This window comes from Paenibacillus pasadenensis (assembly GCF_023715725.1).
Taxonomy (GTDB): Bacteria; Bacillota; Bacilli; order Paenibacillales; family Paenibacillaceae; genus Paenibacillus_O; species Paenibacillus_O pasadenensis_A.
Genome location: NZ_JAMBOT010000003.1, coordinates 284,338 through 300,721, shown reverse-complemented (window position 1 = coordinate 300,721; position 16,384 = coordinate 284,338). Strand labels below are relative to the sequence as shown.

The following is a 16,384-nucleotide window of genomic DNA, read 5'->3' as shown; positions in this document are numbered from 1 at the left end:
TGTTTTTGTATGGAAGGGATAAACAGGTTGTTCATATATTTACCAAAATTTTCATACTCAAGCGCAGTAAAACTGTGATAATCTGAAGTTGGTTAGATGATCGAACTTTTTACCTTATAGGAGGAGATGAACGATGAATCAACCTCTGGACCCGTCGCTTCAGGAGACGATGGCCTCTGTTAGTTCCGCGCTGCATGATCGGATGAGGCAGCGGCTGAACCTGCGGCAGCTGGGCGGACTGCCTGCTGCGGACGGGCGGACGGTAAAGGCGGACAAGCTGTTCCGCTCGGGCGAACTCGCGGATCTGAACGCGGAAGAGCTGCAGCTGCTGGAGTCGCTCGGACTGGCTTTTATATGCGACTTCCGTACCGAGGACAAGGGGCGGGAAGTGCCGACGCCGGCAGTCCTCGGCGTAGCCTACCTGCAGCTGCCGGTTGCCGGAGCTAATTTTGGTCCAAAAGATATTCCGCGTCTGATTCAAGCGCTTGGGGCTGGCGAAAATGTCGTGGACCCTCTGCCTGCCGTTTACCGGCAGTTTGTGACCGATGAGAGCACGCGCAGCGTTTATACGCAATTGATGCGGACGCTCATTGAGGCCGAGGGCCGCCCGGCGTTCTGGCACTGCACCGCCGGCAAGGACCGGACCGGATTTGCGGCTGCGGTTATTTTGCTTGCGCTAGGGGCCGATGAAGAGACGATTATTGCCGATTATATGTTGACAGCGGAATATCGGCTTGAAGCCTCGGAACGGATTCTCGGCCAGGTGAGCGCCGTGCTTACCGATGAGCGGGTGCTCGGCTTCGTGCGCGGCGTCCTTGGAGTGCGCCCGGAGTATATTGTAGGGGCGCTGGACGAAATGCGCCGGGTTTACGGCTCAACGGAGGCGTACGTGGAGCAGGGGCTCGGCGTCAGCCGTCAGGATCGGGAGCAGCTGAGGCTCTGGTACTTGGAATAGCAGCAAAGAGGGTCCGCCCGGAAAGCCATTTGAGTGGCTTTCCGGGCGGACCCTTGTTCATTATTCGCTGTGTTAATTAAAGAGACATGCGGTAGATGTTCAGCACATCTTCCCGGGTCAGCTTGCGGAAGTTGCCGATCGTTTGGCGGATAACGGCTTTTTCGGCCATTTCCTCCAGACGGCTGTCGTCGATGTTGTAGTCGGACAGCTTCGACGGAGCGCCGATCGAGTTCCAGAACTCGCGCAGGCGGCGGATGCCTTCCTCGGCAGCCTCGCGGTCGCTGCGGCCTTCGGGGTTGACGCCGAACACCTGGACGGCGAACTGCTTGAACCGGCCGACATTGTCATCCAGCACGTAGGTCATCCAGTTCGGGAACAGAATCGCCAGGCCTCCGCCATGCGGAATATCATAAACGGCGGAGATGGCATGCTCCATATCGTGGTTGGCCCAGTCGCCAAGCGTACCCATACCGAGCACGCCGTTCAGCGCCATTGTGCCAGCGTACAAGATGGTGCCGCGATGCTCCAGATTGCCGAGGTCTTCCACAAGCTTAGGCGCCGTGTCGATAACGGCGCGCATAACCGATTCACAGAAGCCGTCCTGCACCGGAGTGAGCGCGTCGTGATGGAAGTATTGTTCGAATACGTGAGCCATCATGTCCACCATGCCGTAAACGGTATGATCCTTCGGAGCGGTCGCCGTGTACTTTGGATCAAGAATAGAGAAACGCGGGAAGGAATACGGGCAGCCCCAGCCGCGTTTATCAAGCGTATCTTCGTTTGTGATAACCGAGCCCGCGTTCATTTCGCTGCCGGTAGCGGCCAGCGTCAATACGGTGCCAATGGGCAGAGCATCTGTAGCGGCTGCCTTTTGGGTAACGATATCCCAGAAGTCGCCCTCAAAACGCGCGGCAACCGCAATCGCCTTGGCGCAGTCAAGCGTGCTCCCGCCGCCGGCCGCGAGCACCCAGTCGATGCCGTTGTCGCGGCACAGCTGCGCGCCGCGATTAACGGTGGACAGGCGCGGGTTCGGCTCAACGCCGGCCAGCTCGGTGACGGTGCAGCCGGCCTCGGCGAGCAGGCTCAGCGTTTCGTCGTACAGGCCGCTGCGTTTAATGCTGCCGCCTCCGTACACAAGCAGCACCTTTTTGCCGAGCTTGTCCGCTTCGGCCTTCAGCTGCTGCAGCTGTCCCGCGCCAAAATAAAGTTTTGTGGGGTTATAAAATACGAATGGTCTCATAAAATCTCCTTTCAGTCCGGCTGCTTTCATGCAGCCTGACCCTAACCTTACTCTATTCTTTTTACCCCTGTGAACCGGTCAGAATCGTTTCGATGCGGTCGATGACTTCCTGCGACAGCTTGACGCCGGAAGCTTTGGCGTTCTCGATGATTTGCTCCGGACGGCTTGCGCCGACAAGCGCGCTGGCGACATTTGGCTGGCGCAAAATCCATGCAAGCGCCAGTTGGCCAACGGTGAGATCCAGCTCGGATGCGACGGTGGACAGCTCACGCACTTTTGCGATCTTGTCCTCGGTAATGCCAGCTTTGAACCAATCGATTTTGGAGGCGCGGCTGCCTTCCGGGATGTTATCCACAGACGTATATTTTCCGGTCAGCAGACCTTGCGCCAATGGTGAAAAGACAACTTGTCCAACGCCGCTGCGCTCGCTGTAAGGAATGATTTCTGGCTCGATGTAGCGGTTGAACATATTGTACTGCGGCTGGTTGACTACGATTCGGTCCAGCAAATAACGGTCGGCAATGGCATGGGCCTCCGCAATTTGCGATGCCGTCCATTCACTGACGCCGACATAAAGCACCTTGCCTGCACGGACAAAATCGTCCAGCGTGCGCAGCGTTTCGTACAGCGGCGTCTCCGGATCGTGGCGGTGGCAGTACATAATGTCCACGTAATCAACGTCAAGCCGCTTCAGGCTGGCGTGAAACTGATCGGTCAGATGTTTGCGGGACAAGCCCCGGTCGTTCGGCAGGTCGCCCATCGGCCAGAACGCCTTGGTTGCCAGCACGTAGGAATGGCGCGGAAAAGCTTTAATGGTTTCCCCAAGAAGAGTTTCCGCTGCACCTTGCTCGTATACATTGGCTGTATCAAAAAAGTTAACGCCCAAATCATAGGCTGTATGGATCGCCTTCACGGCGTTCTCGCGTTCTACATAACCGCCGTAAGTCAGCCAGCTTCCCAGGCTGATGTCGCTTACCTTCACTCCGCTGTTTCCAAGTCTGCGATAGTTCATGTTCATTGAGTATCCCTCCAGATGGATTTGGAATGTCCGAACCGTCCCCTATTGTACGCATGTTTCTATCTGTGTGGAAGTAGTGAAATAAATCTCACTTTATTATACGAAGTTTATCTACTATACTTTAGGTTACTAGCTTTAGAAAAGGAGAGTTTGTGTTGGCAGCTAACAATTACGTCCCTAAAAATCCGGTTTGCATCGACTGCAATATTGAAAAAACATTGGATGTCATTGGCGGTAAATGGGCCTTTCTCGTCCTGCGCGAGCTGTTCGACGGAACGCGCCGTTTCGGCGAGCTGCAGCGGCTCATACCGGCTGTCAGCCCGCGGGCGCTGACGAGCACGCTCCGCCATATGGAGGAAAAAGGCGTGCTGGAGCGCAAAGTTTTTCCCACTGTGCCGGTTACGGTGGAATACACGCTGACGCCAAAGGGCGAGGATCTGCATCAAATTATTAGGGAAATGAAGCTGTGGGCGGCCAAATGGACGTAGCGGGCGGCACGGTAAATAGCCGGATTCCGGTGCGAGCGCAGCTCGGCGGATTCCGGCAGGTTTAACGCTGCAGAACGGTTTACGCCCGTCGTCCGGGCGACCTTAGTCCAGTACGCTTGCGGCGCAGAAAGGCGCTGCCGTACTCGCCGTGGGAATGGAATCGGGCATGCTCGATCTGCACGGTGGAATGGGAGATGCCAAAGTTTTTTTGCAGCGTGTCGTTAATGGCAAGAATGATGCAGTGAGGCTGGATGCGTTCGTCGGCAAACACATGGGCGGTCAAAGAATAATGGCCGGTCGATACCGCCCATAGATGCATCTCGTGCACATCCTCCACACCTTCCACCTTGCGGATGGAGCGCCGGATTTCTTCAAGGTCGAAGCCGCTTGGCACGGATTCCATCAGCACGAGATAGGCTTCCCGCGTAATGCGTGCGCCCCCGGTGAAAATAATGCCGGCGATAACAAGGCTGATCAGCGGGTCAAACCAGACGAGGCCGGTCATCAGAATAAGCAGCGCGGAGATGATAACGCCAATAGAGCTGATGAGATCGCCGATAAAATGCCAGAGGGCGCTGCGGATGTTGAGATTATCCTCTTCCTTCATGCTGCGGCTGAGCACGAGCGTAAGAACGATGTTGACGACCAGCCCGATGGAGGCGATCAGCAGCATCAGGCCAAAATCGATCGGTTCGGGATGCAGGAAGCGGCGGATGCCTTCAAGCAGGATGCCGACCGATATGGCGGCCAGCGCCAGCCCGTTGAGGAATGAAGCGATGATTTCAAAGCGCAAATAACCGAATGTATAACGAGAGTCAGGCTCGCGGGAAGCCATATAAATGGCGGTCATGCTTAGGCCGAGCGCGATGACGTCGGAGATCATATGGGCGGAATCGGAGAGCAGCGCGAGCGAGTTGGAAAGCAAACCTCCGACGATTTCGACGATGGTGAAAAAGAGCGTAAGCAGCAGCGTGATCCAGAGCGTTTTTTTGGATCGGGATTGCTTTTTGACATGCTGAAGATGATGATAGTCATACATGTTGGCCCCGACCTTTCCCGGCATACGCCGCTGCGGGAGAGCGCGGCTTGAGCCGATTGGCTTATTTAGATTCATTATAATATTAATCCAATTCTTATATGGTGACAATTATTATATTTGACAATGATTGTCAGTCTCAAAGCGGAGCGAGCCGCTGCGGTCTGACGGGAAAAGAGGAGTATCACAATGAACAAATCATCCCTGTACGGATTTACTCAAGCCGAGCTGGAGGCTTGGCTCGGGGAGCGGGGACACCGGAAATTCCATGCGATGCAGGTGTGGGAAAGCTTATACCGGAAGCGGGTTCGCGATTTTTCGGGTATGGAAGAGGCGGGCGTCAAGCAGGAGGTCGTTCTTCTGCTGGAGGACAGCTACGCCATCGGCACGCTGGAGGAGCACACTCGCCAGGAATCGGTAGACGGCACGGTCAAGTTTTTGTTCCGGCTGCAGGACGGCAATCTCATTGAAACCGTGCTGATGAAGCATAAGTTCGGTCTAAGCGTCTGCGTGACGACTCAGGTGGGCTGCAACATTGGCTGCAGCTTTTGCGCCAGCGGGCTGCTGGCCAAAAGCCGCGATCTGACGGCGGGCGAAATCGCCGAGCAGATTATGCGCGTGCAGCTGTTTCTGGACGAAGCGGGCGAAGGCAAACGTGTCAGCCACATCGTCGTCATGGGTATTGGCGAGCCGTTCGACAACTATACCCATCTGATGAACTTCCTGAGCATCGTGCAGCATGCCAAGGGACTGGCGATCGGTCCTCGCCATATTACGGTGTCAACGAGCGGGCTCACGGCCAAAATCCGCGAGTTTGCGGACAGCGGCGCACAGGTTAATTTGGCGGTATCGCTGCATGCGCCGAACAATGAGCTGCGCACGCGCATTATGAAAATCAATAAAGCATTGCCGATCGAAAAGCTGCTGGAGAGCATCGATTATTACCTGGAGCGCACCCGCCGCCGCATTACGCTGGAATACATCCTGCTTGCGGATGTGAACGACCGGCGCAGCGAAGCGCAGGAGCTGGCGGAGCTTGTGCGATCCCGGCCGCAGCTGCTCAAGCTGGCCAACGTCAATCTGATTCCGTACAATCCGGTTGATGAGCATAGCCAGTACAAGCGCAGCTCGCAGGAGGCGATTGTGGGCTTTTACGATACGCTGAAGAAAAACGGCGTCAGCGTCAGCGTCCGTCTTGAGCATGGCGCAGACATCGACGCAGCCTGCGGCCAGCTGCGCAGCAAGCAGCTGCGCGGCGGCGAGGGCAGGGAGCCCGCTGCAGCGGGCGTGTAGAAGAAATATTTGTATAGATAAGTGCCAGTTGAATCAAACAAGCGCAACGTGTTATGGACCCCGCCGCAAGGCGGGGTTATTTGCGTTTTAAGCCAGCGGTATGCCGCGATATTGCGGTTAAATAAAATTGCAAAGTTCGCTTTACATTTAATGCAAAGCAAACTATACTAAAAATGTAAAGTATACTTTGCAAGGGCGTGATGACTTGAAAACGCGGATTGCGGAATTGCGCAAGCAGCATAAGCTTTCTCAGGAGGAATTGGGACTCGCCGTCGGCGTTACCAGGCAGACGATTACCTCGCTTGAGGTTGGGAAGTACACCGCGTCTTTGGTGCTCGCCTACAAGATTGCCAAATATTTTGAGCTGACGATCGAAGAGGTATTCGATTTCAGCGATATGGAGGAATTGGAATGAATGCGTATAAGGAAAAGTTAAGGACGCGCATAAACCTGATCTCATTCGCTGCAGCGGCCGCTGCGCTCGTTTATGTAGTTTTGACGATTTATCGTGAGCAGCTGCCCGTTCTCCCCAGCTTTATCAAAGGGTTTCATATCGGCGCATTTATTGGATTTGAACTATTCGCGGTGTGGTATTTGGTGAGATGCATGAAAGCCCGAAAAAACGAGGCGGAAATGAAAAAGATGTTTATCGAGGAGAACGATGAACGAACGGGACTCATTATCCGAAATGCAAGCACGCTTGGGATTAGCGTTGTTCTGATCGGGCTTGCTGTAGCTGCAATTATCTCAGGCTTCTTTAGCGCCACGGTATTCTTTTCGTTAATGGGAAGTCTGTTATTTGTTTTGATTGTGTTCTATGCGCTGTGGGTCTACTATGCCAGCAAGCTGTGATCCGGCACGCTGTACCTGTCGCTAATGGTGCTGAAGCGGGAACGCGGCAAAGGAATCGGAGCCGGACTGTCCCGCATTACTCGTGATTGGGCGCTGCAAAATGGCGCCGACACCATTATGTCCGAGGTATGGGATGACGACGAGCGCTCGCTCGCTTTTGTCCGCCGGTTCGGCTTTGAAACGGAGCGCCGCTCGTGGCAGTCCGTGCTTGATCTGGCTTCCGGCGAGGAATCGGCCTCCGCTGCGGACGCAGCCGTAATTGAGCGGCTGGAGGACGAGGGGATTCGTTTTGTATCCCTTGCCGATCTGTCTCCCGCCGAGGATGCGCTTCGGCAGCTGCATGCGCTTGAAACGGGCACTTATGTCGATATACCGGGGTTTACCGGAGATACAATGCCTTATGGCGACTGGCTCAAATGGGGCCTGCAGGTGGAAGGATACGCTCCGGAAAGGGTTATTGTCGCGTTGAATGACGATCAGCCGATAGGCATTTGCAACGTCATCCGCAATGATGAAACCGGCGGCATGTATCACCAGTATACATGCGTGGCCAAGGAGTACCGCGGGCGAGGCATTGCCCTTGCGCTCAAACTGCTCGCAATCCGGCTTGCTCTGAGAGAAGGAGCCGGTTATCTACGCACGGATAACGATTCGATGAATGCGGGAATGCTGGCGGTGAATCGGCGACTCGGCTACAAGGCGCTGCGCGGACGGTACCGGGTTGTTGCGAAGCTATAGAAGGGTTTCATCCGGTCTTTTATGAAAAGACGAATAGAGCCTGCCCCGCATTTGGCGGAGCAGGCTCTGCTGCTGTTAACAAGTTTATTTGACGGAGACGGCCATCGTCAGCGCATCAATTGGCACCCGGGACGTTTCCAGCTCATAAACGGTATTTCCATTCTGCCAGTAGATTCCGACCTCGACCTTTTTACCGCCGGGACGGTAATCGATGCTGATTTTGCCGTTTTCTTTCGGTACAGGCAGACTGTTCTTCTCTAAAAAGGCAACGATTTTGCGGGCAATGGCCGCATTGTCCAGCTTGTCCTCCGAGGTGGAGCGGATTTGCAAGGTCCAGCGGCCTTCCTTCCAGCTCAGATACTGCGAGCCGGCAGCGCCCTCAGGGTAACCTTTGATGCCGTGTCCCAGATCGACGATTTGCTCCTTCGGCCATTGGCTGAAGTCGACCGGCGCGAACAGCTCTTTATCGCGCTCTGCGTCCTTGCCGCGTGCCGTAAAGGTAGCGGCGACCGGAATTTTACCGTCCGGCTTGAGCGAGGAGTCGTCTACCGGAAGCTGTTTGGAAGCTCCGTAAAACACAACCTCGTAGCCTTTTGCACTATTCTGCTCAATCGAGGCCGCCAGCTTCTGGCCTTTATCCAACGGAATCGTTCTTGGCAGAACGGCTCCTGATTTTTTCAGCCGCTTCAATACCTGCTGTTGAATGCTCACCGAGGACAATGAATCGGAAACAGGGCCCGGTTTGATCGATTCGTTTGCGGCCGGCGACGGAGAAACCGTAGGCAGCGACGTTACGGAAGGTGAGGGCGCAGAGGTATAGGTCGGGTGCGTTGATGACAGCGGCTGTTCGCCCGGATTGCTTGCATTGGCGGAGCAGCCGCCAAGCAGTGCGGCTCCGATTAGGAGTACGGACCAGGTGCGTTTCGTTTGAATCATGATGAATTCCTCCTTCGGAAAAATGCTTTATAACTAAAGTATACCCATCAAGACGGATTGAAAATCGGAAAGGTTGCAGAAAGCAGCACGTCTTAAGCATGCGGGGTATGGATTGTGTTACACTAGAGGGCATAAGTAATCGATAGGAGCGAATGTAATGGCGAATGAAGAAATTATTTTGACGCCCGAAGGGCTGGCCAAGCTGGAGGCCGAGCTCGAAGAGCTGAAGGGGCCGAAGCGCCGCGAGCTGGCGCAGCGGATCAAAACCGCAATCAGCTACGGCGATTTGAAAGAAAATAGCGAGTATCATTCTGCCAAGGAAGATCAGGCGTTTATGGAAACGCGGATTTTACAAATCCAGGCTATGCTGAAAAAAGCCCGTGTGGCGGACAGCTCGGACACCTCCAAAGTAACGGTGGGCTCGATTGTGTCTTTGCTGGATCAGGAATTTGACGAAAAGCTGGACTACCGCATTGTCTCTCCGGCAGAAGCGGACGTGATGGAAAACCGCATTTCCTACGAAAGCCCGCTCGGCAAAACGCTGATCGGCAAGCAGGTCGGGGATGTTGTGGAAGTTGATGCGCCAATCGGCAAAATTAAATACAAGGTGCTGGCAATCAGAAGCCTGTAACGGATGAAAATCAAAAAAGCGAGGTACGCATGAGCCGGATGGCTCGTACGCATCTCGCTTTTTTATTCTAGTGTTTAAAGCGGACTACTCGAAAAAGGACTTTAGCCTCTCGGCAATCGCTTCATTGGATGCCGGGGACAGCTCGACATGCTGCGGCAGCTCGAACAGACCGGAAATTTGCGGCGGGAACGACTGCTTGATGCCGACGAGCTGAATCGATTCGTCGAACTTCGCCGGATGGGCCGTCGACAGAGCGACAATCGCATCGCTGCCCTCGGCGAGCTTGTCTGCTGCGGCTACGCCGCATGCCGTATGAGGGTCAAGCAAATAGCCGGTTTCCCGCTCGTACTTGGCGATCGTGTCCAAACACTCCTGATTCAGCACCGCATGAGCCGAAAAGTCCGCCTGGACGGAAGTCAGCTTATCCTGCGGAATGGTGATAGAGCCCTGCTGTTTGAACTGATCCATTAGGCTGGTAACCGCTGCGGAATCTTCGCCGTACAGGTAGAACAAGTAACGCTCGAAGTTGCTCGCCACCTGAATGTCCATCGAAGGGCTGTAGGTGCCGCGGAACTCTCCCGGCTGGTATACGCCCTCGCTGACAAAACGGGCCAAGATGTTGTTTTCGTTCGTAGCCAAAATGAGGCGGTCTACGGGCAGTCCCATACGCTTCGCCAGGTACCCGGCAAAAATATCGCCAAAGTTCCCCGTCGGAACGCTGAAGCTTACCGGAGCGGCTTGACCGCGGCGGGCGAGCTGCAGGTAGGCGTAGAAGTAGTACACCGTCTGCGCCAGAATACGGGCGATATTAATGGAGTTGATGGCGCGCAAATGATAGCGGTGCTTGAACTCGACATCTGCGAACAGCTCCTTGATGATGCGCTGTCCATCGTCGAAGGTGCCGTCGATCGCCAGGTTGAGCACGTTGGCGTCGTTTACCGTCGTCATCTGCAGCTCCTGCACTTTGCTGACCTTGCCGTGCGGATGCAAAATGCAGATGCGGATGCCTTCCTTGCCGCGCACGCCTTCAATGGCGGAGGCGCCGGTATCTCCGGAAGTCGCGCCGAGAATGTGAATCGTCGAACCCGTTTTGCGGGCTACGTAGCTGTACAGATTGCCGAGGAATTGCAGCGCAACATCCTTGAAGGCAAAAGTCGGGCCGTGGAACAGCTCTAGCACTTCCAATCCGCCGCGCAGTCTGCGGACCGGGGTGACGTCTGCATCACGGAAGGTGGAGTAGCTATCGTCCACGAGCTGGCGCAGCTCGTCGCGAGGAATCTCCTCGCCGATGTACAGGGTGAAAAGTTCCAGGGCAAGCTCCTGATAGCTGAGCTCCTGCCACTGCTTCAAGGTATCAGCGGATACCTGAGGAATGCGGGCGGGTACAAGCAGGCCGCCGTCATCCGCCAGTCCCATCAGGATAGCGTCGATGAAGCCGACTCCGGACACCTTGCCTCGCGTGCTGATGTACTCCATATCGATCCCCTAATCTGAGTGAATTTTTCGTTATTGTAACAGAAATCGGCCCCTTTACCCACCCCTGCAGGCTAAAATTAAGCATAGATTCATGGAAGCCGGGGCTTCTTTTCCATGGCGCGGGAGAGCAATCGGGTTAGGGAAATATTGAAAAGCAACGCTGGAAGGGAGCGAACCGCGATGGAATGGAAAGCTGCGGAGCCGGAATTGTTCCGGCTGCCGACATTGGAGCTGGCGCAGGCGCTGATTGGCATGGCGCTGGTGAAGGAGACGCAGGAGGGGACGGCCGCCGGCTGGATTGTAGAAACCGAAGCCTACTGCGGGCCGGAGGACCGCGCGGCGCATAGCTTTGGTGGACGGCGCACCGCCCGCACCGAGGTCATGTTTGGAGAGCCGGGACATGCCTATGCGCATGTCATGCATACGCATTGCCTGCTCAACATCGTCAGCGCGGATGCCGGTTGTCCTCAAGGGGTTCTGATCCGGGCGCTGGAGCCCTGTGCAGGCATCGAGCTGATGGAGAAGCGCCGGGCCGGAGCCAAAAAGCTTACGGAGCTCGCCAGCGGGCCAGGCAAGCTGTCCCGGGCGCTCGGCATTTCGATGGAGGATTACGGCCGGCCTCTGTGGATGCCGCCCTTGTATGTAGCAGCAGGGAGAGAACCGGGCGAGATTGCCGCAGGTCCGCGTATCGGAATCGAGAACAGCGGTGAAGCGCGCGACTACCCTTGGCGGTTCTGGGAGCGGGGCAATCCGCATGTTTCGGGCCGAAAAAGCTGGAACCGGTAAAACCTGGTTTAAGGCGGCTTTTGTTCAGCATTCATGCTCGGCTTTTGCTGGCTCTGCTTTTAAATTCCTTCATCAGGTGGTAGGTAACCAGCTTCCATAGCTGATTCTCTTTTTGCAGTCCTAGAACCAGGGAGTGTGAAGTTGCTTCTATGCTGACCGTGATATGCACCGAAACCTTATTTTCTTCGGCTGTATTTTCATCGACTTTAATTGAATCAAAGTACCGGTAATGGACGGCTGTCTCCGAATCATGATTCAGAACATACTCAAAATAGTCCTTACGGAAGGTTTCTTTGTCCGGAAGATATCCGCCGTTATACGTAATTTCATAGATTAAATCCGGGTCGCCAATGGAGATAAAATAAAGATAAACGAGCACCATGTCCTCAGGCGAAAAATTGGAAAAGGAACTCGGACTTCTCTCCGTTGTAAAGAGAGTGACAGCTTCCTGTTTCTCTACAGGCAGCTGTTTTAAATAGGAGAACGGCTGTGGGGAAGCCTCGTTATTCCGTTCATTATTCTCAGCCTTCTCATTGTAGGCCTCTATAGTTTGTTCCTTCTGGACGAGTTTTTTACTGGGCTTGGGACTCGCAGCTGTATTCAAGCCGTCGTTGCTGCATGCAGACAACAGGGACATAATGGCGAGCATGGATAAAATTACTCCTGATTTTTTCAAATGGACTCCTTTACAGACGGCATATTGTATGAGGGGTATATTTTCCATAATGTTCCTCTTATTCGCTAATGGTTATTAAGATTCCTTGCTCTATAAGCCGTTATGTAGTGAGAAAAAAGCCCGGCCACGGCAGTTTTCTGCCGTAGTCGGGCTCTTGTCATTTCAACTGCCTACCCAGCTGTTCCGCATGCTGCAGCATCTTCTTCAACCGTTCCGGACTGGCACCTCGAATGCTTCCCAACCGGGTTGTCGCGACCGGCTTGATGCCAGAAAACTCCAATACCCCTTTTTTCATCGCAAAAATACCGGAATTCCTGAGTAACACTTTATAATACCATGCTGGAGAATCCATCGTAGCGATGATGCGGGCACTGCGTCCGCCAAGCAGCTTTTTCGGAATGGAACTACCTTCTTCATATTTAAACGCAAATCCGGGCAGCAGCACACGGTCCAGAAATCCTTTCAGAACAGCGGGCATCATCGCCCACCAAACCGGGTAAATCCAGACGGTATGCTCTGCTTCCCGCAAGGCGTTCTGGGCCAGCAGCAAATCCTTCTCCAGCTCTGTGCGTTTACGGTAGCCGTACCGGAGGCTGGGATCGAACTGCAGCGCAGCCAGATCCAGCACGGTGACCTGAGCGCCGGAGCTTTCAGCTCCTTTAACGTAAGCGGCGGCTAATGCGTGACAAAAGCTTTCGCTGTCCGGGTGGCCGATGATAAGCGTGATTTTTTTGTTCATGGGAATAATCTCCTTTTTTTACCGTTCTGGGTTATACATTCATGATAAACTGGCAGTAAGCATAAGACAGTGAGTGAAGGCGCGCCGTTCATGATGAAAGGCGCAGTCATGGAATCGGGGGCGTGAAAACATGCAGATGAGCGGGATTACGATTGCGCTGCTGGCGGCTTCCATTCGGAGCATGGCTGCCCGCGGTTATGATACAGAACGGTTTTGCCGCGAGGCGGGAGTGGATCAAGAGCAGCTGCGGCGTGGAGACGTCCGGGTGTCCCATGTGGAAATGGTCCGGTTAATGGACGAGGCGAGCCGTTATACCGGCGACCCGTTGTTCGGGCTGCATCAAGGGGCGTCGATGGAGTTCTCGGATCTGGGTATCCCCGGTTATGTCATGCAGCATTGCGCGACAATCAGAGAGGCTATAGCCTCTCTCAACCGTTATCACCAAATGATTTGCAGCGGGTACGATCTGGAGTTGGCCGCGCTGCCTAACGGGGCAACCGCGCTGCGGTTCCGGGTATGGGATCCGTCGATTCCCGTATCGCGCCATTGCATCGAGGAAATGGTGGCCTCGCTTTACCGCGCCGTATCCCGCCTTGGCGGCCGCTCGTTCCAGCCAATCGGCGCATCGTTTCCGCATAATGCCGCTGCCGAGCCGGAGGCTTACCGCGAAGTGTTTGGCGTGATGCCGGAGTTTGGCACGGATACAATTGAGCTGGTAATTGTGGCCGAGGTGATGGAATGGCCGGTGCTGGCTCGCGATGAACGGCTTTTGCAGGAATTCCGGACGGTCGCCGACCGGGTGTTTGAAACGATGCAGGACGGGCGGAAAATATCACTGTTGCTTTCGCGGTATTTGCTTGATCACACGGGATCGGCGCTGCCGCCGCTGGCCGATGCGGCCCGGGCGCTCGGCATGAGCACGCGCAGCTTGCAGGAGCGGCTGAAGCAGGAGGGCAGCACGTACAACCGAATTGTGACGGGTCTGCGCCGCGAGCTGGCGCTGCGCTACCTGTCGCGTGAGGAGAACAGCGTGGCGGAGGTCGCGTATTTGCTGCATTTCTCCGAGCCAAGCGCCTTTCATAGCGCCTTCAAAAAGTGGACCGGCCTGACGCCGGGCCAATACAGGTTAAACCGGGAGCAGGGACGGGCAAGCGTGTAGGCTTTAGGAGAGGCGAAACTTCCAACTGGTGGCTTTTTGCATCTTGCAAACGTTTGTCGAAGCGTGTAGGATGACAAAAGACAATTGAATGACAGCTCGTATAATCATGGGGATATGGCCCATAAGTTTCTACCGGATGACCAAAGCAATCATCCGACTATGAGTGAGAAGCGCCTGCAACGGCAGCGCCTCGTCTGAACGCGATCAGACGCAGAGCGTGCCGCATGCGGGCGCAGACCGGACTTTTTGAACAAAGACAGATCTCACTTGGGAGCAACAGCCAGGGGGTTCTGTCTTTTTTGCATTCACAGTCCGTTCGATGTCGGAACAATCCAAGGGGAAAAGGGGCGCTGTACAACATGAAAAAGCTAGAGGACCGCATCCGTGAGGAAGGGCGAATTCTTTCCGACAAGGTGCTGAAGGTAGACTCGTTTCTTAATCATCAGGTCGATACGGAATTGGCGCTGGAGATTGGACAGGAGTTCGCTAAAATATTCGCAGGACGCGGGATTACGAAGGTGCTGACGATCGAAGCCAGCGGCATTCAATTCGCCATGGCCGCAGGCATTGCGCTGAAGGCGCCTTTTATTTATGCGAAAAAGAAAAAGGCCGTCACGCTGACGGAGCAGCTGTACACGTCCGAGGTGACTTCCTTCACGCGCGGAGAGACGTATCAGGTTAGCGTTTCGCAATCTTATTTGTCCCCGCAGGACCGCATTCTTATTGTAGACGACTTCCTGGCAACGGGGGCGGCGCTCGTCGGACTGGTTGATATCGTGAAACAATCCGGGGCGGAGCTGTGCGGCGTAGGCTGCGTCATCGAAAAGAGCTTTCAGGAAGGACGCGGCTTAATGGAGCAGCTCGGCGTCGAGGTGCATTCCTTGGCCCGCATCGCATCGATGCGTCCGGGAGAAGTGACGTACGTGCATGAGCTGGAGAACGCCGGGGCGAACGTCCATGTCTAAACCACTTGCTCCGACCAAAATAGCTGCGCTCGGCTTGCAGCATGTGCTGGCGATGTATGCGGGAGCTGTCGTTGTGCCGCTGATCGTCGGCGGGGCGCTCGGCTTGACTCCTGCTCAGATGGCTTATCTGATCGCCGCCGATCTGTTCACCTGCGGAATTGCAACGCTGCTGCAGGTGTTCGGCACCCGCTGGTTTGGCAGCCGGTTGCCCGTTGTGCTGGGCTGCACGTTCACGGCGGTCGGCCCGATGATTATTATCGGGCAGCAGTATAATATGGCGACCGTTTACGGAGCAATTATTTTGTCCGGCCTGTTTGTTGTGCTGGCAGCGCCGCTGTACGGGAAGCTGCTGCGCTTTTTCCCGACTGTGGTCACCGGCTCGGTCGTGACAATAATCGGTCTTACGCTCATTCCGGCAGCGATGAACAACGCAGCCGGCGGCCAAGGAGCGGTGGACTTCGGCGAGCCGCGCAATCTGCTGTTAGCGCTGCTGACGCTGGTCGTCATTTTGCTCGTGAGCCGTTTCGCCAAAGGCTTTCTTCGTGCCGTCTCCGTGCTTGCCGGACTTGTCGTCGGTACGGCTGCCGCTTATGCGATGGGCATGGTCAGCTTTGCCGGCGTTGCGGAAGCCTCCTGGCTCAGCGTGCCGCAGCCGTTCTATTTTGGAACGCCGCAGATCAGTCTTATCGCGGTCGGCACGATGATTCTCGTCAACATTGTCAGCATGGTGGAATCGACCGGCGTTTATCTGGCTGTCGGCAAAGCGACGGACCAGAAGGTCGAGCAGCGCCAGATCGTCAACGGCCTGCGCTCCGAGGGAGCGGCCATTATGCTTGGCGGCGTGTTAAACGCCTTTCCTTACACGGCATTTTCGCAAAATGTGGGCTTGATTACGCTGACTAAAGTGAAAACGCGCAACGTCATTTTTGCCGCTGGCGGCATTATGGTTCTGCTTGGCCTGCTGCCAAAGCTGGCCGCGCTCACGACGGTTGTGCCGAATGCGGTGCTCGGCGGAGCGATGATTGTGATGTTCGGCTCCGTTGCCGCGGCGGGCATGAATATTTTGTCCGAGGTGGATCTGCGCAAGGAGGGCAATCTGATGATAGTTGCTTGCAGCATTGCCGTCGGCCTTGGCTCGGCGACTGTACCCGCTATGTTCGGCAAGCTGCCGTCCGAGCTTTCCATGCTGCTGCAGAGCGGCATCGTCACGGGATCGCTTACGGCGATTGCGCTTAATATTTTGATGAGCCGCCGGCGGGAAGCTTCCGGCGTTTACAAGGAAACGCATAAGGCTGCCGATGCAGCCGGTTAATAGAAAAGGCGGCGCCCGGCCTGATGGACAGGCAGTGCGCCGCAGCAAAAGCAGCCTAATACTATGAAGAGCCACTCCGGACAT

General features: G+C 55.2%; 18 protein-coding genes and 1 riboswitch. Of the genes, 11 read left to right on the top strand and 7 right to left on the bottom strand.

The window, feature by feature from the left end; translation table 11 throughout:
- Positions 1-133: 133 nt before the first annotated feature.
- Entirely contained in the window at positions 134-955 is an 822-nt protein-coding gene (locus M3223_RS10505) for a tyrosine-protein phosphatase (protein ID WP_251561253.1), read from the top strand.
- Positions 956-1,031: 76 nt separating this feature from the next.
- On the opposite strand, the gene M3223_RS10500 is transcribed toward M3223_RS10505, so the two are convergent.
- Together M3223_RS10500 and M3223_RS10495 are read right to left on the bottom strand one after the other, a co-directional pair.
- Positions 1,032-2,195: an iron-containing alcohol dehydrogenase gene (locus M3223_RS10500; protein ID WP_251561252.1), complete on the bottom strand. Its 1,164-nt coding sequence runs from the start codon at positions 2,193-2,195 to the stop codon at positions 1,032-1,034.
- Positions 2,196-2,256: 61 nt separating this feature from the next.
- Positions 2,257-3,207: an aldo/keto reductase family protein gene (locus M3223_RS10495; RefSeq protein ID WP_251561419.1), complete on the bottom strand. Its 951-nt coding sequence runs from the start codon at positions 3,205-3,207 to the stop codon at positions 2,257-2,259.
- Between the two features lie 158 nt (positions 3,208-3,365).
- Here M3223_RS10495 and M3223_RS10490 point away from each other — a divergent pair, with 158 nt between their 5' ends.
- A complete protein-coding gene (locus tag M3223_RS10490) occupies positions 3,366-3,701 on the top strand; it encodes a winged helix-turn-helix transcriptional regulator (protein WP_251561251.1) in 336 nt (111 codons plus the stop codon).
- A gap of 79 nt (positions 3,702-3,780) precedes the next feature.
- Here the strand turns inward: M3223_RS10490 and M3223_RS10485 are convergent, their stop codons facing one another.
- A complete protein-coding gene (locus M3223_RS10485) occupies positions 3,781-4,740 on the bottom strand; it encodes a cation diffusion facilitator family transporter (RefSeq protein WP_251561418.1) in 960 nt (319 codons plus the stop codon).
- Positions 4,741-4,926: 186 nt separating this feature from the next.
- On the opposite strand from M3223_RS10485, the gene rlmN reads away from it, so the two are divergent.
- The 4 genes from rlmN (at position 4,927) to M3223_RS10465 (ending at position 7,620) form a co-directional block, all read left to right on the top strand.
- A complete protein-coding gene (gene rlmN, locus M3223_RS10480; protein ID WP_251561250.1) occupies positions 4,927-6,030 on the top strand; it encodes a 23S rRNA (adenine(2503)-C(2))-methyltransferase RlmN in 1,104 nt (367 codons plus the stop codon).
- 205 nt (positions 6,031-6,235) lie between these two features.
- The gene (locus tag M3223_RS10475; RefSeq protein WP_251561249.1) at positions 6,236-6,445 is read left to right on the top strand and encodes a helix-turn-helix transcriptional regulator; all 210 of its coding nucleotides are present in this window, start codon (positions 6,236-6,238) and stop codon (positions 6,443-6,445) included.
- Positions 6,442-6,882 (top strand): hypothetical protein, encoded by a 441-nt coding sequence (locus M3223_RS10470; RefSeq protein WP_251561248.1) that lies wholly within the window; start codon positions 6,442-6,444, stop codon positions 6,880-6,882. The genes M3223_RS10475 and M3223_RS10470 overlap by 4 nt, the downstream gene beginning before the upstream one ends.
- 24 nt (positions 6,883-6,906) lie before the next feature.
- Positions 6,907-7,620: a GNAT family N-acetyltransferase gene (locus M3223_RS10465; RefSeq protein WP_251561247.1), complete on the top strand. Its 714-nt coding sequence runs from the start codon at positions 6,907-6,909 to the stop codon at positions 7,618-7,620.
- Positions 7,621-7,704: 84 nt separating this feature from the next.
- Here M3223_RS10465 and M3223_RS10460 read toward each other — a convergent pair whose 3' ends face one another.
- The gene (locus tag M3223_RS10460; protein ID WP_251561246.1) at positions 7,705-8,556 is read right to left on the bottom strand and encodes a hypothetical protein; all 852 of its coding nucleotides are present in this window, start codon (positions 8,554-8,556) and stop codon (positions 7,705-7,707) included.
- A 157-nt stretch (positions 8,557-8,713) separates the two neighbouring features.
- Here M3223_RS10460 and greA point away from each other — a divergent pair, with 157 nt between their 5' ends.
- Positions 8,714-9,187: a transcription elongation factor GreA gene (gene greA / locus M3223_RS10455; RefSeq protein WP_251561245.1), complete on the top strand. Its 474-nt coding sequence runs from the start codon at positions 8,714-8,716 to the stop codon at positions 9,185-9,187.
- An 84-nt stretch (positions 9,188-9,271) separates the two neighbouring features.
- On the opposite strand, the gene thrC is transcribed toward greA, so the two are convergent.
- On the bottom strand, positions 9,272-10,663 hold the full coding sequence (gene thrC / locus M3223_RS10450) for a threonine synthase (RefSeq protein WP_251561244.1): 1,392 nt from the start codon (positions 10,661-10,663) through the stop codon (positions 9,272-9,274).
- A gap of 180 nt (positions 10,664-10,843) precedes the next feature.
- On the opposite strand from thrC, the gene M3223_RS10445 reads away from it, so the two are divergent.
- Complete coding sequence (locus M3223_RS10445; protein ID WP_251561243.1) at positions 10,844-11,449, top strand: DNA-3-methyladenine glycosylase; 606 nt, start codon at positions 10,844-10,846, stop codon at positions 11,447-11,449.
- Between the two features lie 31 nt (positions 11,450-11,480).
- On the opposite strand, the gene M3223_RS10440 is transcribed toward M3223_RS10445, so the two are convergent.
- Both M3223_RS10440 and M3223_RS10435 read right to left on the bottom strand, forming a co-directional pair.
- The gene (locus M3223_RS10440) at positions 11,481-12,098 is read right to left on the bottom strand and encodes a hypothetical protein (protein ID WP_251561242.1); all 618 of its coding nucleotides are present in this window, start codon (positions 12,096-12,098) and stop codon (positions 11,481-11,483) included.
- A gap of 184 nt (positions 12,099-12,282) precedes the next feature.
- A complete protein-coding gene (locus tag M3223_RS10435) occupies positions 12,283-12,864 on the bottom strand; it encodes an NAD(P)H-dependent oxidoreductase (protein WP_251561241.1) in 582 nt (193 codons plus the stop codon).
- 130 nt (positions 12,865-12,994) lie between these two features.
- Between M3223_RS10435 and M3223_RS10430 the strand changes: the two genes are divergently transcribed.
- The 3 genes from M3223_RS10430 to M3223_RS10420 all read left to right on the top strand — a co-directional run bounded on the left by M3223_RS10430 (position 12,995) and on the right by M3223_RS10420 (position 16,300).
- Positions 12,995-14,023 carry an AraC family transcriptional regulator gene (locus M3223_RS10430; RefSeq protein WP_251561240.1) on the top strand — a complete coding sequence of 343 codons (1,029 nt, stop codon included), beginning with the start codon at positions 12,995-12,997 and terminating at the stop codon, positions 14,021-14,023.
- A gap of 76 nt (positions 14,024-14,099) precedes the next feature.
- A riboswitch (purine riboswitch) is annotated at positions 14,100-14,203 on the top strand.
- A 179-nt stretch (positions 14,204-14,382) separates the two neighbouring features.
- Positions 14,383-14,988, top strand: coding sequence for a xanthine phosphoribosyltransferase (locus tag M3223_RS10425; RefSeq protein WP_251561239.1), 606 nt, complete (start codon positions 14,383-14,385; stop codon positions 14,986-14,988).
- On the top strand, positions 14,981-16,300 hold the full coding sequence (locus M3223_RS10420; RefSeq protein ID WP_251561238.1) for a nucleobase:cation symporter-2 family protein: 1,320 nt from the start codon (positions 14,981-14,983) through the stop codon (positions 16,298-16,300). The genes M3223_RS10425 and M3223_RS10420 overlap by 8 nt, the downstream gene beginning before the upstream one ends.
- Positions 16,301-16,384: the final 84 nt, after the last annotated feature.